The organism is Sporofaciens sp. JLR.KK001, assembly GCF_036941055.1.
Classification (GTDB): Bacteria; Bacillota; Clostridia; order Lachnospirales; family Lachnospiraceae; genus Sporofaciens.
This window is the reverse complement of the sequence record NZ_JAYMNO010000001.1, coordinates 4,942,184-4,968,565: the sequence shown is the minus strand read 5'-3', so window position 1 is coordinate 4,968,565 and position 26,382 is coordinate 4,942,184. Positions and strand designations below refer to the sequence as shown.

At 37.0% G+C, this 26,382-nt stretch carries 22 protein-coding genes; 21 read left to right on the top strand and 1 reads right to left on the bottom strand.

Annotated elements, in window-relative coordinates:
* The first annotated feature begins 171 nt into the window (after positions 1–171).
* The 21 genes from VSQ62_RS25235 to VSQ62_RS25135 all read left to right on the top strand — a co-directional run bounded on the left by VSQ62_RS25235 (position 172) and on the right by VSQ62_RS25135 (position 25,969).
* Positions 172–1,497 (top strand): zinc ribbon domain-containing protein, encoded by a 1,326-nt coding sequence (locus VSQ62_RS25235; protein WP_334637528.1) that lies wholly within the window; start codon positions 172–174, stop codon positions 1,495–1,497.
* A gap of 684 nt (positions 1,498–2,181) precedes the next feature.
* Positions 2,182–2,697, top strand: coding sequence for a hypothetical protein (locus tag VSQ62_RS25230; RefSeq protein ID WP_016219813.1), 516 nt, complete (start codon positions 2,182–2,184; stop codon positions 2,695–2,697).
* 60 nt (positions 2,698–2,757) lie between these two features.
* Complete coding sequence (locus VSQ62_RS25225) at positions 2,758–3,792, top strand: hypothetical protein (protein WP_334637527.1); 1,035 nt, start codon at positions 2,758–2,760, stop codon at positions 3,790–3,792.
* Positions 3,793–3,964: 172 nt separating this feature from the next.
* The gene (locus tag VSQ62_RS25220; protein WP_022746155.1) at positions 3,965–5,086 is read left to right on the top strand and encodes a DegT/DnrJ/EryC1/StrS family aminotransferase; all 1,122 of its coding nucleotides are present in this window, start codon (positions 3,965–3,967) and stop codon (positions 5,084–5,086) included.
* Entirely contained in the window at positions 5,079–6,170 is a 1,092-nt protein-coding gene (locus VSQ62_RS25215) for an FkbM family methyltransferase (protein WP_334637526.1), read from the top strand. The genes VSQ62_RS25220 and VSQ62_RS25215 overlap by 8 nt, the downstream gene beginning before the upstream one ends.
* Before the next feature lie 44 nt (positions 6,171–6,214).
* Positions 6,215–7,516, top strand: a complete 1,302-nt coding sequence (locus VSQ62_RS25210) for an ATP-binding protein (protein ID WP_334637524.1) — start codon at positions 6,215–6,217, stop codon at positions 7,514–7,516.
* Between the two features lie 59 nt (positions 7,517–7,575).
* Positions 7,576–8,745 carry a hypothetical protein gene (locus VSQ62_RS25205; RefSeq protein WP_334637523.1) on the top strand — a complete coding sequence of 390 codons (1,170 nt, stop codon included), beginning with the start codon at positions 7,576–7,578 and terminating at the stop codon, positions 8,743–8,745.
* Positions 8,721–9,833 (top strand): FkbM family methyltransferase, encoded by a 1,113-nt coding sequence (locus VSQ62_RS25200; protein WP_334637522.1) that lies wholly within the window; start codon positions 8,721–8,723, stop codon positions 9,831–9,833. Before VSQ62_RS25205 ends, VSQ62_RS25200 begins: the two co-directional genes overlap by 25 nt.
* Positions 9,834–9,970: 137 nt before the next feature.
* Positions 9,971–11,278, top strand: a complete 1,308-nt coding sequence (locus VSQ62_RS25195; protein ID WP_022746157.1) for a hypothetical protein — start codon at positions 9,971–9,973, stop codon at positions 11,276–11,278.
* A gap of 26 nt (positions 11,279–11,304) precedes the next feature.
* Positions 11,305–12,363 (top strand): TDP-N-acetylfucosamine:lipid II N-acetylfucosaminyltransferase family protein, encoded by a 1,059-nt coding sequence (locus VSQ62_RS25190; protein WP_334637521.1) that lies wholly within the window; start codon positions 11,305–11,307, stop codon positions 12,361–12,363.
* A 25-nt stretch (positions 12,364–12,388) separates the two neighbouring features.
* The gene (locus tag VSQ62_RS25185) at positions 12,389–12,862 is read left to right on the top strand and encodes a hypothetical protein (RefSeq protein WP_016219822.1); all 474 of its coding nucleotides are present in this window, start codon (positions 12,389–12,391) and stop codon (positions 12,860–12,862) included.
* A gap of 39 nt (positions 12,863–12,901) precedes the next feature.
* Positions 12,902–14,107: a GT-D fold domain-containing glycosyltransferase gene (locus VSQ62_RS25180; RefSeq protein WP_016219823.1), complete on the top strand. Its 1,206-nt coding sequence runs from the start codon at positions 12,902–12,904 to the stop codon at positions 14,105–14,107.
* 37 nt (positions 14,108–14,144) lie between these two features.
* Positions 14,145–16,115, top strand: coding sequence for a rhamnan synthesis F family protein (locus VSQ62_RS25175; protein ID WP_334637520.1), 1,971 nt, complete (start codon positions 14,145–14,147; stop codon positions 16,113–16,115).
* A 31-nt stretch (positions 16,116–16,146) separates the two neighbouring features.
* Positions 16,147–17,820 (top strand): radical SAM/SPASM domain-containing protein, encoded by a 1,674-nt coding sequence (locus tag VSQ62_RS25170; protein WP_334637519.1) that lies wholly within the window; start codon positions 16,147–16,149, stop codon positions 17,818–17,820.
* A 25-nt stretch (positions 17,821–17,845) separates the two neighbouring features.
* A complete protein-coding gene (locus tag VSQ62_RS25165; RefSeq protein ID WP_016219826.1) occupies positions 17,846–18,331 on the top strand; it encodes a hypothetical protein in 486 nt (161 codons plus the stop codon).
* 2 nt (positions 18,332–18,333) lie between these two features.
* Entirely contained in the window at positions 18,334–19,428 is a 1,095-nt protein-coding gene (locus VSQ62_RS25160; RefSeq protein ID WP_334637517.1) for a glycosyltransferase WbsX family protein, read from the top strand.
* 11 nt (positions 19,429–19,439) lie between these two features.
* Positions 19,440–20,633 carry a glycosyltransferase family 2 protein gene (locus tag VSQ62_RS25155; protein ID WP_334637516.1) on the top strand — a complete coding sequence of 398 codons (1,194 nt, stop codon included), beginning with the start codon at positions 19,440–19,442 and terminating at the stop codon, positions 20,631–20,633.
* A 36-nt stretch (positions 20,634–20,669) separates the two neighbouring features.
* Positions 20,670–22,244, top strand: a complete 1,575-nt coding sequence (locus tag VSQ62_RS25150) for a glycosyltransferase (protein ID WP_334637514.1) — start codon at positions 20,670–20,672, stop codon at positions 22,242–22,244.
* A 40-nt stretch (positions 22,245–22,284) separates the two neighbouring features.
* Positions 22,285–23,490, top strand: a complete 1,206-nt coding sequence (locus VSQ62_RS25145) for a DUF4422 domain-containing protein (protein WP_334637513.1) — start codon at positions 22,285–22,287, stop codon at positions 23,488–23,490.
* Between the two features lie 34 nt (positions 23,491–23,524).
* Positions 23,525–24,673 carry a DUF4422 domain-containing protein gene (locus VSQ62_RS25140; protein WP_334637512.1) on the top strand — a complete coding sequence of 383 codons (1,149 nt, stop codon included), beginning with the start codon at positions 23,525–23,527 and terminating at the stop codon, positions 24,671–24,673.
* Between the two features lie 96 nt (positions 24,674–24,769).
* Positions 24,770–25,969, top strand: a complete 1,200-nt coding sequence (locus VSQ62_RS25135; RefSeq protein WP_334637511.1) for a DUF4422 domain-containing protein — start codon at positions 24,770–24,772, stop codon at positions 25,967–25,969.
* An 88-nt stretch (positions 25,970–26,057) separates the two neighbouring features.
* Here the strand turns inward: VSQ62_RS25135 and VSQ62_RS32725 are convergent, their stop codons facing one another.
* Positions 26,058–26,132 (bottom strand): hypothetical protein, encoded by a 75-nt coding sequence (locus VSQ62_RS32725; RefSeq protein ID WP_502957833.1) that lies wholly within the window; start codon positions 26,130–26,132, stop codon positions 26,058–26,060.
* Positions 26,133–26,382: the final 250 nt, after the last annotated feature.

The following is a 26,382-nucleotide window of genomic DNA, read 5'->3' as shown; positions in this document are numbered from 1 at the left end:
ATTACGAAAAACTACACTTTTTGATAATGGGTTTCGGCAAAAGAATCCCGTATTTACAGGCTTTACAGGTGTTATAGAAGAAGTAAATTGTGTCAGTTTTGGACGTAACGGCTATAAATTCCAGGTTTCCAGAGATATTTTAAGCGAAATCTTTCAGATGAGGGAATGAAGATGCCGCCAGACAAGATATGTAAGACCGTTCATCAATACAATAAAGAGCCGATTCCGGATGAGGAGATGCAAAAGCTTCTGGATATTGCGGAGGACTACCGGAAGATTAAGAACTACGTGTATGTCCGGTTCGGCGGGATTGGAAGCCTCTCGAAGCTTTATCCGGGTTATACCGTGCAGAATGAGATGACAGCAAGCGGTTACCGGGAAACGCTTGGGCTGCCGGCGGTCTATTTCTATCTTGCCGTCTTTGACGCATTGGGAGATATCAAGAGCCAGTGGACGCGGACGAAGAGCAAGATTGTAAAGTTGGTGAACAAGAATGAGGGCTTTACAGAAGATGAGAAGCATTATCTTCGCTTCTTATTGAAAGTCAACAATGCGTTTGAAGCGGTGCTAAACCAGAAATCGGTTGAACTGACGGCAAGGATCCAGAAGCAGTATCACGAGTTGGCAAAGCAGGTGGATACAGACAGGCTGAACCGCTATCTGTGCAGGCAGATACGGAAAAACCATGTGAAGCTGCATACGGACGCGGCAGATGTATTTGCCATAACAGAGAGGGCATACCGTTATGCGGATCATGGGATCTACATTTCCATCAAGGAGAAGCGAAAGCGGGTCTTTATACCGCTGACGGATCATAACCAGTACAAATGCCAGCTGCGTATGAAACTTTATCCAGAGGAGAACCGTGTCGAGATTAAGGTTCCGGTAAATGTCACTGTTCACAGGCATGAGGATTATCAGAGTGAGGTTGGCTTGGCTGTGGGGCTTTATACGATGATGACGACGGATGAAGGGCATCGGTATGGAGAAGAACTGGGGAGATACCAGTTGGAGTATTCGGAATGGATTCGGGTGCAGACCAATAGCTACAGGCGGAATAGAGAGGATAATCCGGGGCGTAAGAAATATCACGCGAAGAAACGGAGGCTGGAGGAACAGCTGCACAGTTATATTAATCAGGAGCTGAACCGGTTCTTAAGAGATGAGAAGCCGAAGGTGGTTTATATTGTGAAACTTCCGAAACCGCAGGCGGGCGGATATAATAAGAAGATTAATTATACGGTCGGTCAGTGGCAGAGAGGATATATCCGAAAGCGATTGATGCAGAAGTGTAAGGAGCAGTCGGTTGAGATCGTGGAAGTGCTGGGGAAAGATATCAGCAATGAGTGCAGTGAGTGCGGAGCGATCGGGACGAAGGCGGAAGGAATGTTTAGCTGTCCGGTTTGTGGGTATGAGATGGAAGAAAAAGTGAATACGGCGCGGAATGTGAAGAAGCGCGGGCAGGGCGGCGGAGCGCTGCGGGGCTTGCCCAGGTAATAAAAGGGATCATAAGAACAGCCATTTAGATAAGCTCTGGTGATGAGCCGGGGTTTTACCGGAAGGGATTGTTGAGGATAGGGGGAATGTCCTGTCTTGCAGACGATCCTGAGGACTAAGAGGCGGGTTCATGATAAAGCGGACGTGATGTCTGTTATATAAAATGTGTGTTGGTGCATTTATATCATAGTCAGGCAGGACAACTTGCCAAACTGATAAAGATCAATGCGTTAGACACTAAGACGGCGTTAGAAGGCGGGAAAAGGGGAAACCTTGAGAACCGTGTATTGGATATGCCAGGACCTTGCGAACATGAGGCATGGTTGCCATATCATGATGTAGCAGGGAGCGAAGCAGAGAGATCTGCATCATCTGCCGGAGGGCGGGATGACCAATATATCTTATTAAAACTAATCAGGCGAAGAATCGGTTTGATTAGGATATAAGGATAAGGTTGAGAGATATTTACAAGTTTATATGCCTTATTAATATTTAAATAGATTTGTAATATTAAAAGTGAAAAATAAAGTATATGTATTTTATTTAATTAAATGCATAGCTAATGAAGTATAGATTGTAATGTTTCAGTTTGATTAATTGTTCCGCAATAAGTATCTGGCGGCTCGCTATGTATAAAACTGAAATTTACAATAATCAGCTTATACTGATGGGAGGTTTTGTAAAGTGTCAGAACAGAAGGAGAATAATAAAGGTAGGAAAGGAGGGAAAATTGCTGTTGCAGTATGCATTGTAGTGATTGCGGCGCTGCTGGGAGTTGTGATCTATCTGCTGCTAGGGAAGAAGGAAGAGCCAGTCAGACGCAACGTTGTTGTTAATGAAGATAATGTGGACGAGGTTCTTGAGCAGTTAGAAGATCCCGTTCCGGCAGGTTCCTATGAGGTGAAAATGAATTCTACATGGAATTTTACGAGTGGGGACGCCCCATCGGATAATGCGTATGTAGAAAATGCAGAAGCAAATACGAATTCGGTCTACTTTGATGTTACACGTACAGACACCGAAGAAACGATTTTCGAATCGCCGATACTGCCGGTAGGGAGCCATCTGGAAAATATTACATTAGACAGCAATCTGCCAGCAGGGACTTATGATTGTCTGGTTACATATCATCTGCTTGATGAAAATGACGAGAGCATGAGTACGGTAAAACTGACGTTGACAATTAACATTGGGCAGTAAAGCCTGGAAAATCCTGTTAGTGTATAGTGAAAAATATTTTTAAATTATGAGGAGGTAACTATGAGGAATTATAAGAAGATTTTGGCTGCTGGATTGGCAGTGTCGATGGTTATGGGAAGTTCTGTTGTAGCGTTGGCGGAGGATCAGGAAGGTGGAACATCTGGAACAGGTGGTCTGGAAGGTTCTGTAAGTACAGATGTATTTAGTGTTGTACTCCCAAGTGTACCAGAATCAGGGGATACTACATTTAATTATATCCTTGATCCGGAAGGGCTCATTGCAAAGGCGGGAGCAGATAAGTATGCAGGAAAAACATTCGAGGAAAATGCTACTTTATTTTTCGCAAACACCGCGGAAGGTGCAGCAAAAGATTATTCCAGTACAAGCGATGCGCTTAAGGTAATAAATAAGAGCAGCAGCGATGTGGCAGTCGAGGTAAAAGCAACGATTGCAAGCATAGATGGCATTACTATGAGTGATGATAAGAGTTTTGCAGATGATACAAATGCCAGTCTCTATCTTGCCTTAAAAGACTCTAACGCGGAAACCGCAATTACAGGTGAAGAAGGGGCAAGCCTGAGCGCAACGATCGACGCGGCTGCCGAGGATGCGTATGAGGTTCAGTGGAATGCTACAGATAATAAATATGAAAATGTATTGACAGATGAAGCAAAAGCTGATGATTATGCCGGATTTTCTGCATATACATTCCAGATGACAGGTGCATGTAATGCTGCTGGTGATTGGTCTGGTTTGACAGAAACGGCACCGGTTGTAAATGTAGTTTGGAGCGTGAAAGATCCGTTTGTGACTGGACCTCAGGTTAACTTAAGTACAAGTGGTGTAATCAGCATTGCAAATTTAGATGGTACTTTGTATAGTTCTATGAGTCTTAATGACGGAACAAATGATTGGCCATTAGTTTCTGGTACAGATGGTACATGGGTATGGGATGATGCTGCAGATGCAAAGAAAGAATTTACACTTGCAAGCAATTGGATGCCAAGTTACCTGGCAGGAAAAACAGTAGTAATTACAGTTAATTTAAAAGATGGTACATCTATCACAAGCGCACCGGTAACATTCTCAGAATAATATTTAGATGAAGAGGTTGCAGCGTGCATATGTAATGAATAGTTGGGTATCAAAATAAATTAAATACCCCGCAATGTGTTTTGCGGGGTATTTAAATATGCAAGTATTAGGTTATATTGAAGATTATGTTGTAGCAACAGTGGAAGTATCGACTAAAAAGTGGAGGGAGAAGATGAACCAGAAAGTGTTTGTGACACGTTCAAGTTTACCGCCTTATGAAGAATATGTAAAAGCAATCAAACCATTGTGGGAAAGTCATTGGATTACCAACATGGGACACTTTCATCAAGAGTTGGAAGAGCGATTAAAAGGATATTTAGAGGTTTCAGAGATTTCTCTCATGGTAAATGGACATATGGCGTTGGAGTTAGCCATTCAGGCTTTTGATTTTCCTAAAGAGGCGGAGGTAATTACAACACCATTCACATTTGTTTCTACAACACATGCAATTATAAGAAATCATTTAAGGCCTGTATTTTGTGATGTGAAAATAGAAGATGGAACAATAGACGAAAATAAAATAGAAGAATTAATTACAAAGAAGACAGTAGCGATAGTTCCGGTTCATGTATATGGGAATATATGTCAGATGGAAGTTATAGAGGAGATTGCAAAAAGATACAATTTAAAAGTTATATATGATGCAGCACATGCTTTTGGTGTGAAGTATAAGGGGGAAGGAATTGGAAACTATGGGAATGCTTCTGTTTTTAGTTTTCATGCAACGAAAGTATATAACACAATAGAGGGCGGCGCAGTTACCTTTTCTGAACATACAATGTATGAAAAATTGTATAATCTTAAAAACTTTGGTATCCAAGGAGAAGAACTGGTGACGGATATTGGAGCAAATGCGAAGTTAAATGAATTTGCGGCCGTTATGGGACTGTGTAATTTAAAATATATTGATAAGATAATTGAAGAACGAAAAAAACGTTATGAGTTTTATTGGATAAATCTAAAAGAAATTAAAGGGATTCGTTTGTTGTCAAGAGATAAACAAATAACTAGTAATTATGCGTATCTTCCAGTTGTTGTTGAAGATGAATATGGATTGGATAGAGATAGATTATATGCATGTTTAAGAGAAAACGGTATATATTCGAGAAAATATTTTTATCCATTAACTGCAGATCAAGCTTGCTTTGGAGAGAAATATAAAAGTGTTGAATTAGTATGTGCAAGAGAACTTTCAAGGAAAATATTGGTAATGCCTCTTTATGAGGAACTGGAAATGAAAGAAATAAGAAGGATTGTAAATATAATTAAAAATAGAGGACTAGAAAATGTGTGAAAAAGATTTGGTAAAAGATAGTATTTTAGAAGAGATTTATTTAGAACTTAGGGAATCAGAATATCCTATTTATATTTGGGGGGCTGGTTCAATGAGTGTAGAAGTGGAAAATCGGTTAAAGGAACAACAAATTGAGGTAAAGGGTTTTTTTGTTAATGAAGATAAAAAGAAGAGTCACATTATTCAAAAAGAAGATAGGATTTATGCATTAGACAAATTGGAGGATGAACAAAGTAAAATTAATGTGGTGATAGGTCATGGTCATTTTGAAAAAAGAAATATATTAGAGAGGTATTCATTTATAAATAAAATTTACATTATTCCAAATCCCTATATACAATATTGTTCGAAAGGAATAGGAAAATATGTGGAATCTCATAAGCCCGACATAGAGAATATTATGGTACATTTGGCTGATAAACAATCTTGTGATGCATTGCAGGCGTATTGCAAGGTGAATGAAACGGATGATATAAGATATCTAATGAATAAAGAATTTTGTATAGATGGTATGTTTGGATTTGAAGGATTAAAATTGACTCATTCTGAAAGGTATTTGGACGTAGGAGCGTGGGAAGGGGATACTATTGAATTATTTTTAGAAAAAGTTTCAGAACAGTATCGTCATATTGCAGCAGTAGAACCGGATCCAAATAGTTTTTTTGTACTTAAACAGAAGATGAAGGGGAAAGGCGATATTGAGTTTTATCCATACGGAGTAGGAAAAAAGGAAGGGATTCTTTATTTAGACAGAGAAAGTACTCAGTCGGCATACTTTTCTGAGGAAAAAGATGAACATGGGGAAAAAATAGAGGTTAAAGTGAAGACGTTGGATTCTCTTTTTGTAAATGAAATGTTCAGCTTGATTAAAATTAGTATTCCATTTTTATTTTTAGATGTATTGCAGGGGTGCGAAGAATGTATTAAGAAAAACAAACCGCGCTTAGTTGTAAATGTTGCGGCAGATGATGGCGTAAGGGTATTTGATACAATAAACTGGATTTTTGGTTTAAAGTTAGATTACAAAATAGCACTTCGCTTTGATTTCCCAATGCCTACAAGGTTATATTTATATGCGTATTAACGAAGGAAGGGAATTGATAATAGTTAAAATCAAAATACAGAATTATGGATAAAAAATTAATTGGAAAAAAAATTTTAGTTTTAGGAGGAGCACATCAACATCTTAAACTTGTTGAAACTGCTAAGAAAATGGGGATTATAACTTATGTAACAGATTATCTTAAACATGAATATTCCCCGGCTAAACAGATTGCGGATTATGGGTACATGTATAATGTTACAGATATTGATGAACTTGTTACCTTGTGTGAAAAAGAGAATATAGATGGAATTATTGCATCTTATTTAGATATCACACAAAAGTCATATTGTATCCTATGCGAAAGATTAGGGTTGCCATGTTTTGGTAATAATGAGCAACATAGAATATTGACAGATAAGAGTGTGTTTAAGCAATTTTGTGAAGGGCATGGTGTTGATGTTATCACTTCATATCAAGAAAAAGATATTATAGAGTCAGGAAAAGTGGGAAAAAAAATAGAGTATCCTATTATTATCAAACCATGTGACAGCAGAGGCTCTAGAGGTCAGACAATATGTTGGTCTCATGAAGAGGCTATGAAGGCGATTGGATTTGCAAAGAAAGAAAGCCTCTCAGAAAATATTGTCATTGAAAAATATTTGGGGACTGAAAATGATTTGCAATTAGTATATATGGTCATTGAGGGTGAGCCTATACTCGTAAGAGTCGAAGATAGATATCTGGGTGATGAATATAGTGGACTTGATAAGTTGGCAATAGCATCCATAGAACCGTCTATCCATGAGCAATGGTATAGAGATAAAATAAACGATAAAGTAGTCTCTATGATAAAAGATTTAGGGCTTAAGAACGCACCAGTATTTATTCAAGGACTTATGGATAGAGATACGGTACGTTTTTACGATCCTGGAATTCGTTTGCCTGGAGATGAGTATGATAGAATTTATAAATTCGTTACAGGCATTGATTTGACAGAATTAGTTATTAAGTTTGCGCTAACAGGAGATATGTCTTTAGAGATAGGAAAGAAGATTAAAAATGCAAAAATAGATAAAGCTACGGCAATGATATATTCAGCAGTACGACCGGGAAAGATTGTAAGGATTGATGGATTAGAAGAAATCAAAAAGAATCCTAATGTTTTATTTATGACGCAGATATACAAAGAGGGAGATATTGTTGAAAGATACAATAATGTAAAACAGCGGTTTGGAGAATTCGATATATCATGTGATAATTTTAAACATTTGAAAGAAACAATAGAATGGGTATTTAATACGCTTCATGTATACGATGAAAATGGACAGGATATGGTATATGCAAGGTTTGATACACAAATTCTTGAAAAATATATTAGAGTATAATAGTAAGTAGTGTAAATAAAGGATAGCGTGTTGGGAAAATTCTTAATGGGAGAATATTAATGCTGCATAAAGAAAAAAGAATCGTACATTTTATTGACGGTGTATATCATAATAATTATTTGTGGTTTAGTGCTTTAGAGTGGAATGGATTCTATAGAATTAACATGAAATCAAATGATACGGAGTTTTTGGGAATATTTGATCATGCAGATGTTTTTGCGAGTAAGATATATTATCAAACCCTGTTATATCATAAGTACATATTTTTTATACCGTGGTTTTCGGATTATTTGGCTCGTTTAGATACAGAGACTATGAAAATGAAGTATTGGAAATTGCCTCAAAATATATTAGAATTAGAAGCAAAATTCAGAACAGCTTATTTACAAGGGACAGAAATTATTATGTTTCCAATGTTTGGAAACATTGTAAGTGTATTTGATATTGAAAAAGAGGAATATGTTAATAAAAAGATTGAAATATGCAGGGATCAGAAATTTGGGAAAACCAATGGAGATTTTATGCAAGGATGTCGGATTAAAAGCAAAGTATATTTACCAAGTATGTTTAGAAATTGTATCTTAGAGTATGACTTGAGGATTCATTCTTATAGATGGATTAAGCTTTTGGAAAATAGAGAAACGGTTGCTGGAATTACAAAGTATAGTGAAACAGAATTATTAATTTTATCATGGAAAGGTGATATTTGGAAATATGATTTGTACGGTGATGACAAGAAACTAATTTATACATATTCAGGCGAAAAGGATTGCCCGTATGCATATATAATCTTACATGAAGATAGTTTGTATCTGATTCCTGCTTTTGAAGAAAATGTTGTAATGTTAAAGAAAGATAAAATTAACTTGGTTGTATATCCGGATGATTGGAAGTTACAAACAGTAGATCCTTCAATGGGATGGTTTTTCAGTGGGTATCATAAGTCGGAAGAAGAATTTTTATTATATCCATGTAAAGGAAATATGCTTTTAAAAATGAAGACGAAGCAAAGTGATTTGGAAGGTGTAATTTGCAATGACGATATTCAAAGAGAAATAGTACTATTAGAGAAGGAGAATTTTGAACGCGTACATAGAGATAGATATGAAGAAAGTAAAATAAGTATAAAAATGTTGACTAAACTTTTGAAAAACTTAAACATAGAAAACAAAGATAGATTAAATGAGGGGATCGGGATGAAGATATGGAAAAAAGGTCAGGAGCAATAAAAGTATTTTTGTTTGGGACTGGAAGTATGGCAGACAATATATTAAGACAAGTAAATAATTTCTCGAAAAATATAGAAATTTTAGGATTTATAGATAATGATTCTAAGAAATGGGGAGAATTCTGGGGAAGGAGCGTGTATCCGCCTAGTATTCTGTTAGAAAATAGTTATGACATATTGATAATAATGTCAGATGTATATTTTGACACTATTAAAGACAATTTGGTATATTGGTACGATATAGATAAAAATAAGATAAAAAATCAAAGATATTTATTGAAAATGTTACTAATGGATAAATACAAAAATACAGAAGATTCAGATATAAAACAAATATTGAAATATTTGGAAACGAACGAAATAAGTGTTTATAACCAATATGTGGAGGAAGAGAAAGAAATACATACGGTATATTGGGATCGTGTTGATAATTTGCCATATATTTGGTTTGAAGATAAAAAGATGTATTTCCCTTATGATTATAAGTTTCAAGAATATGAAGGGAAAAAGGTGGTAAAAGATATAAATTGTGAACAGCAGCTTTCTTCACCGCATTTATATATAAAAGATGATATAAAAATAGAGAGGGGAGATGTAATTGTTGATGCTGGCGTTCAAGAAGGTAATTTTTCTTTACGATATATTGAAAAGGTATCGAAAGCGTATTTGTTTGAGTGTAGTGAACGCTGGATAAGACCATTGCAAAAAACGTTTGAAAAGTTTAAAGATAAGGTTATATTATGTGACAGGTTTTTGGGACGAATTAATGGTGGAAAAAATGTGAATTTGGATTCTATTGTAATGGGAAGATTAGATTTTTTGAAAATGGATGTTGAAGGTGCAGAGGTAGAAGCACTTTTAGGAGCAAAAAATGTACTTTTAAATAATGATGTAAAATGTTCTATATGTAGTTATCATAAAAGTGGAGATGAGGAGGCAATTAAAGATATTTTAAGTGTTTATGGATATAGGACGGAGACGTCTTCTGGATATATGTTTTTTTATCTTGATGAAAACATTTATTCAAATCTAGATTTCAGAAGAGGAATTGTATATGCAAAAAAATGGGTAACAGAATGGGTGAAATAAAATGATAATCGTAAAAAAAAACTAAAAATGAAAAAATTTGGGGGGGGGGGGTACTTAAGCATAATATTGACATATTTGATGAAGCCAGAAATATATTTTTTAAAGAAACAGATAAGCGGGGGAAAATTATTCCAGTAGTGAATGAAAAAGGAAATATAATTTATTTTCTGAAATGGGAAATGAATCAGGTTGAATCGCATTGTCATGTGAAAGAGTTTTGGAATTATGATATTAATAATCCGTTAATAGATTACGAATTGTTAAGTCGATGCGAAGTTTATGTGTTTTTTACACTTGAAGAGTATACTTATCAGATTGCACGTATTATACAGAAAAAATATCCCTCAAAGCAATTGTTTTTTCTAGACGAAAATGCAAAAATGTTTTTTCAAGAGACATCACATTTGCATATAATTGATTCTTTGGCAGATTTATACAATAATTATAAAAATTGTATTTCAAATACGATTATGACAATTGATTCAAAAAAAGAATTTTTGCATAATAAAATGCGTTTTATTATTAAAAGATATCGTTCTCTGAGTGTTATGACAAGTCTATTCTGGAGATGTGATGTAGTATCTTTTGGAGATAAAAATCCAGAAAAAACATTTTATGTAATTAAGGATAGTTTGGGTATTAGTGGACTTGGTGATATGATAATGCGTGCTTTGATGAAAGTAGCAATGGTAAAAGAAAAACCAGGAAACATCATTCCGGTTATCGACTTTAGTGTGAGAGGTGATATGAATCAATTCACAGGAGGAAATGGAGAAAATGCATGGACGATGTATTTTGAACAAGTTTGTGATGAATCTATTGAAGAGGTGTATAAAAGCAAAAATGTAATAATTTCATCACATAAAGGGTGGGACTGGTATAATCCATATACATATGAAAAGCAATGCTTTATGGATTGGAAGATGATGTTTTATAAGTACTTAATAATAAAAAATGATGTGAAAACTTATATAGAAAAGCTTTATGAGAAAACAATATGGAATAAAGAAAAAAGAATCTTAGGGGTTGTGGGAAGAGGGACAGATTGGAATTCATCACGGGGTGGTGTACCAAAACCAATGGAACCAAAGACATTTTTAAAAGAGGTTAAAAGAGTTTTTGGAGAATGGGGATGCGATAATATTTTTCTTGCTACAGAAGATCAGCAAATTTACGACATATTTATGACAAGTGATTTGGCAGATAAGATATTATGTGTTGATCAGTATAGAATAGATTATTCGGATGAAAAAAATTATGATTTGTTATTATCTGAGATAAAAATCAGGGAAAATAGAAATGGATATCTTGAAAATTTGAATTATTTAGGCGTGATATATATTTTATCAAAATGTGATTCATTAATTTCTACATGTGATTGCGGAGCGGCTAGATGTGCTGTTGCTTTAAATCGTAAAGGATATCGTAATGTAACAATATTTTAATTATATTGAATGTAATGGGTGACTAAATGAAAAAAATATTACATATATTTAGAGTTGAGAAATTTACTGAGGAATTCATAAATTTTATCAATAATAATTTTTATAAGGAATCACATTTTTTTTGGATTCATGGAGATAAATTTTTAGAAGGAGAATATGGATATTTAAAATATTCTAATGTGGAGTATTTCCCCCAAATAGATATAAAGTTAAGAAAGGAATTTACAAAAGTACAGTTAGATAAATTTGATTTAATTATATATCACTGGGTAATAGACAACTCTGTGATGGAATTTTTTTTTGATAATAAAAAGTATTTAAAAAAATTAGTATTGTATTTTTGGGGAGGAGATAAGAAATTAACTGGAAAATGGATGGATAATATAAAAAAGAGATTTGTAGTAAATAATGCAGTTGGACTTGTTACGATTATTCCGGAAGAAATTAAAGATATTTTGGCGGCATACAGACCAAAAGGGAAATTGCTTTATGCTATGTATGATAATGAAAAGATGCGCAATGCTTTGGTGAATATGGAAGTTTTAAAAAGAGGTGAAAACGATACAATAAATATACAAATTGGGAATTCTGCATATCCAGAGTTTAATCATATTAATATATTGAAATTATTGAGTAAGTATAAAAAAGAAAATATAAAAATATATGTGCCTTTATCTTACGGAATTACAGAATATGCAAAACAAGTGATTGATGTTGGAATAAAGATTTTTGGGGAGAAGTTTGTAGCTTTGCAAGAATTTATCCCTAGCCAAGAGTATTATAGTGTACTCCAAAAGATGGATGTAGTTATAATGGATGTTGAAAAGCAACATGCATTAGGAAATATTTTTGTTTTAATGGAGTTAGGATGCAAGGTATATTTTTGTAAAAATAGTATGTTACATCATTTTTTCTCAAAAGAAATGCAATGTATCGTTTATTCTACTGAGCAAATCAGAGGAATGGTATTTAAAGAGCTTTTTGAGTTTAGTGATGCAAAAAAGCAATATAATAGAAAAAAAATACGCGAAAATTGGAATAAAAATGCATATGTAATTAAATGGCAAGAAATATTTGACATATAATGAAAAAATAAGAGAGAAAAAATAAATGAAAAATTGGGTAGGAAAAAATATTAGTGCATATATATTAGGATTAATATGTGGAGGATGTATAATTAATACGTTTCAAAGCAAAAAAATAATAGCATATTGTCGTGAAAAAGACAAGTATTTAGAAATGTTTCTGCTAATGAATTCTTGGGTGTATAAGTTACGGAGAAGAAAAGTTAGTGATTACTTGAAAGAAAATAGTTTCCATTCAGTAGCTATCTATGGAATGGGTTATATTGGGGAAAATCTATATGAGGATCTATTGTGTGATAATATTGAAATTAAATATCTTATAGATCAAAATGTACGTCAAATTAAAGGTAGATTTACGCAAACGATGGATGAAAATATAGAACCTGTAGATGTAATCATTGTTACTGCGCTTTATGATTATGACAAAATAAAATTGAAGTTACAAAGAAGAAGTAATGCTTGCATTTTATCTTTAGCTGAAATTATTTACACAATGTAAATCATTGTACTATACAGATGTTTTAAGGAGCGTTTCAATATGTTGTGTGTATATGTGTGGGGAGCAGGCTATTATGCTCAACAAGTAATAGATGAGATAGATAAGGAAAATGTTAATATTTTAGGGATTTTCGATCAAGATGAACAAAAATGCGGAACAGATTTATTTTATCCCATTCCAATAATTTTACCTATTGAGATCTCCAGAAAAAAATTTGATTATCTAATAATATCAGTAAAAAAATATCAATCAATTTTAAATGAATGTAAGAGGCTAAATATCCCTTCTGAAAAAATAATAATATATTGGGAAAGAAATGAAAAAAATAATATTTTTGTAGAACGTTCCAAGAGAGTAGAAGAATTGATGTGTGAGAATCGAAAATATCAATATCGATTAGATAGCGCACCATATGAATGGGGAATAAAATTTACACCTAAAATTTTAAACGGACAAAAGTTGCTGAAAAAAATAATTTTAGATAATAGTAGTTTGTGCAGGTTTGGGGATGGAGAGTTTGAAATAATTCGACAGCGAGAAAGACCATGGTTTCAGAAGCCCAATAGTATCTTGGGAAATAGGTTGAAAGAGATATTGGTCTCTAAAACGGATAGAATCAATATAGCTATAGCACAGAATTTTGGGAATTTCGAACAGTATAAAGAAGAAGCGGCAGACATAATTAGAGAGTATATGTTTGGGGATACAAGACGCTATATACTTGAATTAATAGATAAAAATAGAATTTATTATGATACATATGTTACAAGACCATATATTATATATAAAAATAAAAAGAATGCGGATGAAATATTTTTGTTGTTTAAAAAAATATGGGAAAAAAAATCTGTGGTAATTGTAGAAGGAGAATATTCAAGAATAGGTATTGGGAATGATCTAATGGAAGGTACTTCTAATATTTTTCGTATTTTGTGTCCATATAAAAATGCCTGGGATAAATATGAGGATATTTTGGGTATAGTTTTAAAAAAGGTGTCAAAAAACTCATTAGTATGTATTTCGCTTGGACCGACTGCGACTGTCCTTGCGTATGATTTGGCGCAAAGAGGGTATCAAGCTCTTGATATTGGACAATTAGATAACGAATATGAATGGTATTTGCGTGATGTAAGAGAACGAATTTCGATTCCGGGGAAGCTAGTTGCCGAAGTTTCAGAAAAGCAGTCATTTGTAATGGTGGATGAAAGAAAATACTTAAATCAGGTTATTGCAAAGGTTGTTTAAGTACTTTCTATTGGTATACGCATGAAGGAATTATTCAATGAAACGGATATGTATTTATTTAATTTATGATAAACAGAATATAGTAGACGATTATATTGGTTATATACTCCGGGAATTGAATTCTTGTGTTGATTGTTTGATCACGGTATGCAACATGCCGGAGCTTATATGTGGTAAAGATATTTTAAAAGAAAATTCGGATATTATTTTTTTTCGGGAAAATATTGGTTTTGATGCAGGTGGATTTAAAGAAATTCTTTGTAGTTTAGTTGGATGGAATACAATTTTGAGATATGACGAGCTAATATTGATGAATGATTCTTTGTTTGGTCCTTTTATACCAATGAAAGATATATTTTTGAAAATGGAGGATTATTCGGTAGATTTCTGGGGACTGGCTAGTCAGGGCACATATAAATGTGAGGAATCAAGAAGTTTTCCGGAATATATTCAGTCTTATTTCATGGTTATCCGTTCGCCTATGCTTCATAGTAATGAATTTAGAAAATATTGGGAAGAACTGCCATTTTATAATGAATTTTGGGATGTGGTGACTCAGCACGAAGAAAAATTTACGGCATATTTTAGTGGGTTGGGCTATTCATATGATGTTTTGGCAGATATAGGAGTCAATAATTCCGAGATTAATTTGGCAAATAACTATTCGCAATATGCAATGCTATCATACGAACTGATTAAAAAAAGAAATTTCCCATTTTTAAAGAAACAGCAAATTGCTTATAACACATTAGACTATCAGACGCAGGAGAACCTGTTCCAGGCAATTCAGTACATAGATAAGGAAACGGAGTATGATATTGAGTTGATATGGGATAACATCATCCGGACTTTGAATATGTCAGATTTGCAAAGGAGCCTTCATTTTCAATATATAATTACTTCTGAAAAAAGCAGGCAGGCTGAAAGATATAAAAAAATTGGAGAGAAGCGTATAGCGATCGTTATTTTTGCTGCATACATAGAAGCTGTAGAGTATATCGTAGAATATTTGAACAAATTGGGGCATGAGATAAAATATTTCATTTCGGTGGTATCAGAATATGATGATATATTGAGTGAATATCAAAAGTGTGGAATCAATGGCATAAAGTGCCTGGATGAAGCAATTTATAACCTATTTGAATTATCCGATTACGATTATGTATGCGTATTGCATGATACAGATGTGACATCAGACATTAAGCCAAGTTGTACAGGTAAGTCTTATTTTTATTGTATTTGGGAGAATCTCCTTAAAGATGAGGAACATATTGGGGGGATTCTAGAAAAATTTGAAGAAGAGGGACGGCTAGGTTTTCTTGCACCTCCGCAACCGAATTTCGCTGAGTTTTTTGGAGATTTAGGATACGGATGGGAAGGAAACTACGAGATTGTTGAAAGGATTACAAACGAATTACATTTAAAATGCCCGATTTCCAGAGATCTGCCGCCATTTCGAGTAACGAATGATTTCTGGATTCGAGGTAGTATACTGAAGCAGCTTGATAAATTGAAAAAAGAAGACTATCGTTATACACCATATCTTTGGAGTTACTTTGCGCAGGATATGGGTTATTATTCTGGAATTGCAGAAAGCATGGATTATGCATCTATGAATCAGGTAAATTTGTCTTACTATTTGAAAGAAATCATATCTCTGGTCAGGAACGGATATGGAGAGGTTCGAGATTTTCGTGGACTGAAAGAAAAGATTTTGTCAGGAACATTGAAAGACTTCTGCAGTAAATATTCCCGGATTTTGATATATGGTGCAGGCTATTATGCAAAAAAATATATGGATATGCTGTTAAATGTAGAGGCATGTGTAGTATCTGATGGTCAGAGGAAAACAGAGTATTTTGAAGGTCTTCCGGTGATGTACCTGTCAGAGGTCAAAGGGTTGGATCAATGTGGGATTGTGGTGTGTCTAAATCGAAAAAATCAGGAGCAGGTATTACCGATTATAAGAAAATACGGAGTACAAACTTATTTTTGTATACCAGAATAGATATGTGGAATGGACAGAAGGAGGTCAATAAATGAAATATATAATCTACGGGGTAAACCGGGTTGCTAAAGATTTCCTGTATATGTTTGAACAATTAGATATTTTGTATTTTATGGATGATACAATTGAAGCAAAAAGGTTTTGTGGATATGAGATAAAGAGTATCGATGATGCATTACAGGATTGTTTGTATGATCAGATAATTATTTGTGACTTTGAAAAAGAGCAGAAGGAAGGTATTTTGCAGGAAAATGGGTTACAGTATAGACGGGATTATATATATGAACAGGACTTCTTTGGGGAATTAGATTCAATGTCGCTTCCTGTGGACAGGAAAATCTTGGTTTGGGGAACGGGGAAGATGTGTCATTATTTTCTTGGACAGGGGTTAGAGATACCTGTAGCGGGATTTATTGATTCTTATAAAAGAAGTGATATGTTCTGGGGGAAGCCTGTTTTTTCTCCGGACGAAATTACGGATTGGAAAAAGTATTATGTCATTATAGCGGTATATGATGATCAGGAAATTCAAAAACAGCTTTCGGAGTATGGCTGCATAGAGGAGAAAGACTTTGTTGGATATCAGAAAGTCGTTAATTTGCCATCTAACATGTTGAAGAAAACTATATTTGATAAATCCTATTATCATTTGGAATGCAACACAATGTTTAATCACCTAGAGATTCTTGATCAGGGGAATACCAGATGCTGTTGTACGACATTTGTAAGACCTAACCTAGGGAATGTTCTTGATAAAAGGTCTTCAGAAATATGGCATTCAACATTACATAGAGTATTGTGCTTGTCAACTGAGAATCGGACGTTTTCGTTCTGCGATAAAAGTATGTGCCCATTATTTGTTGCAAGAGGGCGTGAGGAAAGCAAGAAGGAAGACAGAGCGTATAAAAAATTAGGAACGGCTCCCGAAGTTATAGCATTAGGATATGATCCTTCCTGTAATCTTGCTTGTAGTACGTGCAGAAAGGAACTTTACTTTGCAAAAGGTAAAGAATTGGAAACAATCAATAAAATTACTGAAATAGTAAAAAGAGAATATCTTCCCCAATGCCGTTTTCTTATTTTAGCCGGAAATGGGGAAGTGTTTGCAAGTCCTGCTTATCGTGAGGCATATGAATGCGAGGGATGCAAACCACAATATATCCGTTTACTGTCGAATGGTATGCTTTTTAATCAGATGAATTGGGAACGTTTTATGAAGGGGCGTACCAGCAGGATTATGTTGACAGTTTCTGTTGATGCCGCAAGTAAAGAGACCTATGAAAGTATTCGGAGAAATGGAAATTTTGATATTTTAAAAAAAAATATGGAATATGCGTCAATACTTCGCAAAACCGGGGAATTAAGTTATTTTCGTATGAATTTTGTCGTACAGAAAGAAAATTATAAGGAAATGATCCCGTTTGTAGAATGGGGACAGGAACTAGGAGTGGATGAGATTTTCTTTACAAAAATTCTGAATTGGGGAACGTATTCGCAGGAGGAATTTGAGCAGATTAGTATGATGGAGCGGGATGGCATTACACCGAAAGCAGAGTTAAAAGAAGTGTTGAAGCATCCGGTTATGAACAGTACGATCGTGGATCTTGGAACTATCCAGTATGCACACAAGGTAGATGAAGCGGATGTGGTAGAGAATTACTATATGTGGGAGTTGGAGAAAAGAGGCGGTCTCCTTTTTGACTGAAGTTCTATAAGTTGGAGAAGAAATTATGGTGAAGTGTAAGAATCTGATAATCGTATTGGGTACTGTATTAGGAAGTGTGGTAACGGCATGTCTGGTAAATTGCAGCCGAAACAAGCAGCTGCAAACGGCTCAATGGAACATCGACCGTTTCCAGGCTCATTACTGGCTTTTAAATCATTGGCTAGAGATCAAAAATGAAGGCAAAAGTGTTGCTTCTTATTTTGAAGATATGGACTGCCATCACATTGCTATCTATGGAATGGCAGAACTCGGGAACAGGCTGATGGAGGACTTACAGGGAAGTTCCATCCAGATTGATTATGGTATAGACAAAGACATATCCTGCTCTATAGCACGAATAGATGAAGTGTATTACCCAGATGATGAATTGCCGGAGACAGAAGCGATCGTGGTGACGCCATACCCTGTATTTGAAGAGATTAAAAACATGTTGGAAAAGAAAGTAAAATGTCCGGTGATTTCTCTGGAAGAGATAGTGTGGAGTGTGTGAAGATGAGGCTGATTGCAATGTATTTGCCGCAATTTCATGAGATCCCTGAGAATAATGATGCGTGGGGAAAAGGATTTACAGAATGGGTTAATGTAAAAAAGGCTAAGCCTTTATTTCTGGGGCATCATCAGCCTAGGGTACCTCAGAATGAAGACTATTATGATCTTCTGGAACATGGTGTAATGGAAAAACAGGTGGACACAGCTAAGAAGGCAGGTATCTATGGCTTCTGTTTCTATCATTACTGGTTCGGGGGTCGCATGGTATTGGAAAAGCCGGCAGAGATGCTTTTGAATAATAAGAGTATGGCTTTTCATTATTGCTTTTCATGGGCGAATGAGCCATGGACAAAGACCTGGCATGGGGCGGGCGGAAACAAAGAGATACTGATTCCGCAGATTTATGGCGGGGAGGAAGAATGGGAAGCACATTATCGATATTTTCGTCCTTATTTTTTGGACAAAAGATATATCAAGGAAGATAATAGACCGGTTTTAATGATTTATCGTTTGCGGAATATTCCGCGCTTTAACGATATGATCCGATATTGGAATGAATGTGCCAGAAAAGACGGCTTCTCAGGTATCTTCATCATATCTATGAACCGGTGTCGCGAAAATGTAGAGAAAAGCCGTTGGGTGAATGCATCGGTTGACTTCGAACCGAATCGGACGAAAGCAGAATTATTAGTCGAGAAGCCGGTTTTACAACCCAGGGAGGTTGGAGGACTTTTATGGAACCGTCTGGCGATGCGCTGCATCGACTATAGAAAATTAAATGAAAAGATGATCGATAAAGAACATGTGAAAAATCATTTCCGAATGGCGTTTGTAGATTTTGATGATTCGCCAAGGAGGAATACCCGGGCAGTCATTATGAAAGGGAGCAGTCCAAGAAGATTCGGAAAATATCTGAAAAAAACGATACAGTTAAGCCTACAGGAGGGAAATGAATATGTATTCCTGAATGCGTGGAACGAGTGGGGAGAAGGCAATTACCTGGAGCCGGATATAAGATATGGATATGGGTATCTAAATCAGATTAAGAAAGTACTAAAGGAATTGCAGGGTATTGAATTGCAGAGTAGGGATTTGTAGAGAGGGAATTGATGGAGCAAGGTCAATGTGCGAAGGAATTAGTCAGCATTATAGTGCCGGTATATAATGTAGCTCCGTATATTAGGAAGTGTATAGAGAGCATACAAAGACAGACGTACCAGAAGATTGAGATTATTGTGGTCGATGACGGTTCTGTAGATTGTTCGGGAGAAATTTGTGAAGATATGGCGATGCATGACAGTAGAATTAAGATGATCAGGCAGGAAAATGCAGGAGTGGTCACTGCAAGATGCAGAGGAGTAGAGGGAGCTGACGGCAAATATATCATGTTTATAGACGGTGACGATTGGATAGAGCCGGCTATGGTAGAAGTGCTTTTGAATGAGATAGTAAGTTCGGATTTGGTTACGTCGGGCGTATACTATCAAGAAGCAATGAACAGAACGGTAGAGAGATACGATGGATTTCGAGAGGGAAGATACCGAGGTGAAGGGCAGATGGATGAACTTCTGAAATCTATGCTCTATGATGCAGATTTAGAATGTGTGCAAAGACTTACACCATGGGGAGTGAATAAGATTTTTAGGAGTGAACTGGTAAGAGAAATCTATAAAGGATTGGACTCAGATATTACCTTTGCAGAAGATTCTGTTTTCTTATACAAATATTTACTTCACTGCCAATCTGTCTCTATCATACATCAATGCTATTACCATTATCGTTACCGTCCAGAATCGGCAATGCATGCGGTGAACCGCCGTATGCTGATGGATATCAATAAGGTTTATCTTGCGTTGGAATCGGATTTTAGAAAACATCGGATGGGAGAAAGCCTGCTTTATCAATTGCAGAGATGGGTAATGATTATGAGCTGCAGGGCAATTAACAGCCATATGGGATTTTGCTCTCAGGCGCATGTGCCGGAATATATAGCGGATGCTGGCGGACTTCAGGATAAGAAGATTATTCTTTATGGCGCGGGGAAGGTCGGACAAGATACGTATAGTCAATTAAGACGATTCCATTATCAGGTCATATTGTGGGTGGATAAGAATTACTGCTTCTATCAGGAAAAAGGCTTGCCGGTAGTTTCACCGGATGAAATATTTGATAAGGACTATGATGCAGTAATGATAGCAGTTAAGGAACAGGAAATGGCGAATACCATAAGAACGGAATTATGTGATAGAGGTATTTCGGACAGTGTTGTGCTATGGAATCAACCCATACGGGTATTTGACTGAGTATACGATAAATTATAATTACGAGGATTTAACTGGATGATGCGGGAGATTTTTTCAGAAAGGCAGATGATGTGTCAGATAAGAGGAAATACACATCTTGTAATCTATGGTGCCGGTATGGTAGGGGAGTTGACTGTAAGCAGGCTTGTTTCTCTTGGTTTTGGTGAGAAAATCATGGGTTTTGCTGTCAGTAACAGGCAGAAAAACCCGAGGATGGGAAATGCGTTATGTGGATTACCTGTCTATGACATTCATGAATTGGTGATGCACAAGAAAGATGCAGTTGTTATTGTGGCAACATTGCCGAATCTTCATGAAGAGATTGGAAAGGTTTTGCTAGAATTGCGGTTTGAAAATATCGTGTTTGTGACGCAGAAACTATATCAGGTTTTTACAAAGAATCATATTGCCGATTATAAAATGCAGCATTCTTTGAAATTCGCAGAAAATGCCAAATATAGGATTCTGTTCATGGCATCGGATAACAATAATATATCTGGAGCTTTCCGGTGTATGGTTGAGCTATGTGATATGTTGCAAAAGAGTAAGGTGGCAGTGGCAGTGGTTCTTCCTCATTACGGGGCGGGAGCGCAGCTGTTGTCTCAGAGAAATATTCCCTATACTTATGTATTGTCACAGGATTGGGGGTATGAGACGGCAAAGGAACGTAATCTGTTGGAGAAGATGAAATTTATGGCGGGTATGTTGCGGAACCAGAGTGCGAAAAAGGAACTGAGGTCAATTATAGAAAATTATTCGGTGGATCTCATACACTGCAATACAACTTATACATATATCGGTGCGTTGGCGGCTAGAGACTGCGGGATCCCGATTGTGTGGCACCTAAGAGAACATATGGAAGATCAGGGATTTCGGATATTTAGTCCACGGTGGGGATGGAGATTAATCAGGCAGTCGGATCACGTAATAACGGTATCAGAATATATCAGAAGTCTTATGCCATTGAAAGGAAAAGAAGATGTCAGTGTGGTATATGATACAGTGGAAATGGAAGGACAGACTTATATAAAACGGGATATTTTACAGCATAAAATCGTTCGGATGATCATAGTAGGCGTAATCATACGGCACAAGAGACAGAAAGAATTGATAGATGCTTGTGTAATCTTGAAGCAGAAAGGGTTCCTTGATTTTCATCTTACAATGGTAGGGAGAGGAACAGAGAAGTATATAAATGAGTTGAAACAGACAGTAACAGAATATGAATTGGGAGAGTTTATTTCATTTTATGGGGTAAGTGATCAGGTATCGGAGCTTTATGCACAGTCGGATATCGCTTTTATGTGTAGTGTTGCGGAACCTTATGGGCGAGTAACGGTGGAAGCGCAGATGTCAGGATGCCTTGTGATAGGTTCGGACTCAGGCGCGACACCTGAGTTGATCCGGGAGGGGGAGACCGGTTACCTTTATGAAGCCGGGAATCCGGAAGCGCTGGCAGATAAAATCATAGAGGCGGTTCGGTTTCCGCAAATTTCCCGTAGAATCGCCAGAGCAGGGCAGGAATATGCGCATAAGACATACACAAAGGAGAGAAATGTCCGTGAAATCATGGATATCTATGAAAATGTATTGGAGCGTAGAGTGCGGTAGCTGTGACAGGGATCATAATTTATAAGAGTAAGGAATTGCAATGTATTATTATGCTAAGAATGTCATAGAAGAATTGAAAAAAAGTGCACAGTTAGTAGTCTTTGGAGCAGGGATTATGGCGTTGGATGTAATCGGATGTCTGTCTGAAAAACCTTACCAGTTACAAATAGAATGTTGTCTGGTATCAGATATAAGTAAGAATCCGTCAGATGTGAAAGGAGTTCCGGTGATGGATTTCACAATGGCTGAGAATGTGATTAGTAAGGACGCAACAGTTTTGGTTGCGGCAATTGAAAAAAATCTGGAATATATGATGGAGTGTCTGTGTGAAAAAGGATATCTGCATCTGATACCGCTTACCTATGAAAGTGATCTGTGGAGTCTTATCAGGGGGAATCACTACAGAGAGTATTGCAGGACACAGCGTCGATCTTATCTGACACTGGAAGAAGAACTGCGATTTGTGAAAGATCAGTCAGAATGTCAGACGAGAAGATTATGTGCAGGTTCCATAAGAAGCGATGGGACAGATTATTTGATGAGTACAGATGTGATTCAAAATCGGGTGAGTGTATATACAACAAGATGTCATATGGACAGGAAACTTCAGGAGGATGTAACAAGGTATTCGTGGGAGATACCAATCCAGGCGGGAGCAGCACTGACGAAGGAGCGAATCTGTAAGGTCTGTGATGATACAGGAGATCATATTTCTTATAAGAACAAGCAATATTGTGAATTAACTGCATTATATTGGATCTGGAAAAATGATAAGTCAGATTATGTTGGGCTTGGTCATTATCGAAGACATTTTGAAGTAACCAGGGAACAGTTGGAGAGATTGGCAGGTTCAGATATTGATGTGGTATTGACGATACCAATATTTGATTACCCCAGTGTAGAAGCTGTGTACCGGAGGGATCATGTGTGGGATGACTGGGAAATAATGTGTGAAGCTGTCAGTAAGATTTCCCCGGAGTATGTGGATACTTTGTCAGAGACGCAGAAAGGGAGATATTATTATGCATATAATATGTTTATCATGCGAAGAAAAATTCTGGAGACATATTGTGAATGGTTGTTTCCGATTTTATTCTATTGTGAGGAACATTGCAAGGAAAAAAAGGATCGTTATCAGAACCGGTATATAGGATTTCTGGCAGAGCATTTGATGTCGGTTTATTTTATGCATCATGAGAAGGAATATAAGATCGTCCATGCAAGAAAACATTTTATTGAAGGATGATGAAGACAGGAAAGCTGAAGGAGCAGTTTAATTCATGTATTACGCAGATAAAATAGTGGAAAAGTTAAAAGAGAGCAGTCAGCTAGTGATATTTGGGGCGGGTCTTGTCGCGGTTCAGGTCGCTAACTGCCTGATGGGCAGGCCGTATCAATTGAAGATTGATTATTGCTTGGTTACGGATTTGAATGAGAATCAGGGTTACATAACAGGGATACCAGTAATCAGCCTGGATGAAGCAGAACAAAAAGTCAATAGAGATGCTCAGATCTTAATAGCGACTATGGAGAGACATCGCGTTTCTATATTAGGGGAATTGCTAGAACGTGGATTTCTCAACAGTATTCCAGTGACTTTTGAAAGTGATCTGTGGAGTGATCTTCAGGGAAATTATTACAGGGAATATGGACTGATGAACGGAAGAATCTATCGCACCATAGAAGAGGAATTAGCAGGAACGGAAGAAAAATATTCAAAGCGTGAAATTATGCCTGACCATAGTTCTGCGGTTCATATTTATACTGTAAGATCGCATATGGACAAGCTGCTATCAGAGGATCACTCCAACTATTCATGGGAAATACCGATACAGGCGGGAGCGGCGCTGACGGAATGGCGGATCTGTGAAGTGAAGGATAATATTGGGGAAAATATTTCGTATAAAAATAAGCAGTACTGCGAGTTAACAGCGCTGTATTGGATCTGGAAAAATGATGATTCAGATTATGCCGGACTTTGCCATTACCGAAGACATTTTCAAATGGATGAAAAAGAACGGAAAGCTTTGGCGTGTTCAGATATTGATGTAGTATTGACGATACCTATCCTGAATTTTCCGAGTGTCAGAGAGGTCTATAGGCATGATCATATAGAGTATGACTGGGAGATTATGCTAGAGGCTGTTAGAAAATTGGCTCCAGAGTATTTGTCGTCGGCTGTTGAGCTGCAGAATGGGAATTTTTATTATGGATACAACATGCTTATCGCAAGAAAAGAAATCTTCAATCGATATTGTGAATGGTTATTTCCGATCCTTGCCTATTGTGAAAGGCATTGTAAGGAGAAGAAGAATGCGTATCAGAAACGATATATCGGATTTCTGGCTGAACGTTTGATGTCAGTTTATTTTTTATATCACGCAGAGGACTATAAAATTGTTCATGCGAGGAAGCATTTTATTGGGTGAGGATTATAGCCATTAGTATAGCGCTATGTAAACAACATGTATGGAGATTGCCGGAATTTATGAAACACAGTATTGAGAAAAGGGAAGAGGAGAAATATGGACTTAGTCATATTTGGCGCTCAAGGCACAGCCCTCGGCGCCTACGAAGCAATACATAATCTCTATCCGATCAGAAACATCCGCTGTTTTCTGGTTACGGAAAGAGGGGATAATGCAGAATATCTGTCCGGTGTTCCGGTCTTGGAGTTAGAGACATTTGCAAATGCTCTGTCGACAGAGGAAAAAGAGGATCTGGAGATCCTGATCGCAACGCCGGAGAATATGATGCCTGAGATTGAGACAAGCCTGGAGAGCCACGGCTTCTTCTGCCATGTGCGTTTGACCTCTTCGAGATGGTCGGAGCTTATGCACTGTTATTGTGCGGGGGAAAAGGATTTTATGCCGCTTCGCGCGCTTCCCGTCGGGTATCACAGAGCCAATATGCATGTATTTATGGCGAAGTTTCATAAGGACAAGCAGTTGTCTGCCCGCTATGGACTGCCGGAATGGATCACACCGATTCAGGTAGGCGCGGTATTAAGCCCCAGGCGTGTCGCCAATATCCTGGACTGCGACGGAGAAAATATTTCTGCAAAGAACGGGAATTATTCGGAACTCACGGCGCTCTACTGGATCTGGAAAAACCGTCTGCGCTGTCCGGCTGACGGAATAGGGGTTCATCCGTCAGACAGAGCGGAGGAGCGTCCGTCAGGCGGTCTGGGAGGCGGCTCATCTGACAGCCAGGGAAGCGCTCCATCCGGCAGTACAGGAAATGAATATTACGGTTTGTCACATTATAGAAGGATTCTGGAATTTACAGAGGATGATGTGCTGCGGCTTGTGGACAATGGCGTGGACGTGGTCCTGCCCTACCCGATGCCATATGAACCGGATATAGAAGAGCATCACAGAAGATACCTGAAGGAAGAGGACTGGAAGGCGGTGCGAAGGGCGGTTTGGGAATTACAGCCCGAATATAGCAAAGCCTTTCCCTCTGTGTTAGAACAAAAGTATCTTTATAACTACAATATCATTCTGGCAAGGAAAGAGGTATTAGCAGAATATTGCGAGTGGCTGTTTCCGATCCTTAGCAGGGTGGAGGAGCTTAGTGTTCCGGGAGGGGCGGACCGGGCGGATCGGTATATCGGATATATAGCAGAGACGTTGGAGACGCTGTATTTCATGTATCATGCGGCGGACAAACCGGCAAAGAACCGGTTGAATATTATGCATGCGGGGTGTAGATTTTTGCTATGATTCTAAAGTAGAGATGCCTCATCCAGATAGAAATGAAACTCCTGAATTGACTGGATCCCGTTATGAAATCCACAGCCTGCATGATGTATTAGATTTTCATTATTCCCCCCAAAAAAATATCAGAAAAATCAGACATTTCACATCCTGCATCATAGTTCGTGATACAAAGGTAATTACCAAATTTATGCTGCCCGGCAGGATGTGGAAGTAATTTCCACGTCCATTGATCTCTGCTTCATACTATCTAGTACACCGAATAATAAGTAACCAGCCATATAACTTGCCTGATTTTCCATCTGCGTCGTTGGTCTACACTCCGTTACGGTCCGTGCTGAACATGTGCCGCTGGCACATAGCACCGTCAATCGGCGTAGCGCCTACTACGCCTCAATCCTCCGCCTTGCATATAAAAA

Excerpts from the sequence above, each read along its gene's own strand:
- VSQ62_RS25235 (WP_334637528.1), top strand. The coding sequence starts at position 172 with ATGCCGCCAGACAAGATATGTAAGACCGTTCATCAATACAATAAAGAG.
- VSQ62_RS25225 (WP_334637527.1), top strand. The coding sequence starts at position 2,758 with ATGAGGAATTATAAGAAGATTTTGGCTGCTGGATTGGCAGTGTCGATG.
- VSQ62_RS25220 (WP_022746155.1), top strand. The coding sequence starts at position 3,965 with ATGAACCAGAAAGTGTTTGTGACACGTTCAAGTTTACCGCCTTATGAA.
- VSQ62_RS25215 (WP_334637526.1), top strand. The coding sequence starts at position 5,079 with ATGTGTGAAAAAGATTTGGTAAAAGATAGTATTTTAGAAGAGATTTAT.
- VSQ62_RS25210 (WP_334637524.1), top strand. The coding sequence starts at position 6,215 with ATGGATAAAAAATTAATTGGAAAAAAAATTTTAGTTTTAGGAGGAGCA.
- VSQ62_RS25205 (WP_334637523.1), top strand. The coding sequence starts at position 7,576 with ATGCTGCATAAAGAAAAAAGAATCGTACATTTTATTGACGGTGTATAT.
- VSQ62_RS25200 (WP_334637522.1), top strand. The coding sequence starts at position 8,721 with ATGGAAAAAAGGTCAGGAGCAATAAAAGTATTTTTGTTTGGGACTGGA.
- VSQ62_RS25190 (WP_334637521.1), top strand. The coding sequence starts at position 11,305 with ATGAAAAAAATATTACATATATTTAGAGTTGAGAAATTTACTGAGGAA.
- VSQ62_RS25185 (WP_016219822.1), top strand. The coding sequence starts at position 12,389 with ATGAAAAATTGGGTAGGAAAAAATATTAGTGCATATATATTAGGATTA.
- VSQ62_RS25180 (WP_016219823.1), top strand. The coding sequence starts at position 12,902 with ATGTTGTGTGTATATGTGTGGGGAGCAGGCTATTATGCTCAACAAGTA.
- VSQ62_RS25175 (WP_334637520.1), top strand. The coding sequence starts at position 14,145 with ATGAAACGGATATGTATTTATTTAATTTATGATAAACAGAATATAGTA.
- VSQ62_RS25170 (WP_334637519.1), top strand. The coding sequence starts at position 16,147 with ATGAAATATATAATCTACGGGGTAAACCGGGTTGCTAAAGATTTCCTG.
- VSQ62_RS25165 (WP_016219826.1), top strand. The coding sequence starts at position 17,846 with ATGGTGAAGTGTAAGAATCTGATAATCGTATTGGGTACTGTATTAGGA.
- VSQ62_RS25160 (WP_334637517.1), top strand. The coding sequence starts at position 18,334 with ATGAGGCTGATTGCAATGTATTTGCCGCAATTTCATGAGATCCCTGAG.
- VSQ62_RS25155 (WP_334637516.1), top strand. The coding sequence starts at position 19,440 with ATGGAGCAAGGTCAATGTGCGAAGGAATTAGTCAGCATTATAGTGCCG.
- VSQ62_RS25150 (WP_334637514.1), top strand. The coding sequence starts at position 20,670 with ATGATGCGGGAGATTTTTTCAGAAAGGCAGATGATGTGTCAGATAAGA.
- VSQ62_RS25145 (WP_334637513.1), top strand. The coding sequence starts at position 22,285 with ATGTATTATTATGCTAAGAATGTCATAGAAGAATTGAAAAAAAGTGCA.
- VSQ62_RS25140 (WP_334637512.1), top strand. The coding sequence starts at position 23,525 with ATGTATTACGCAGATAAAATAGTGGAAAAGTTAAAAGAGAGCAGTCAG.
- VSQ62_RS25135 (WP_334637511.1), top strand. The coding sequence starts at position 24,770 with ATGGACTTAGTCATATTTGGCGCTCAAGGCACAGCCCTCGGCGCCTAC.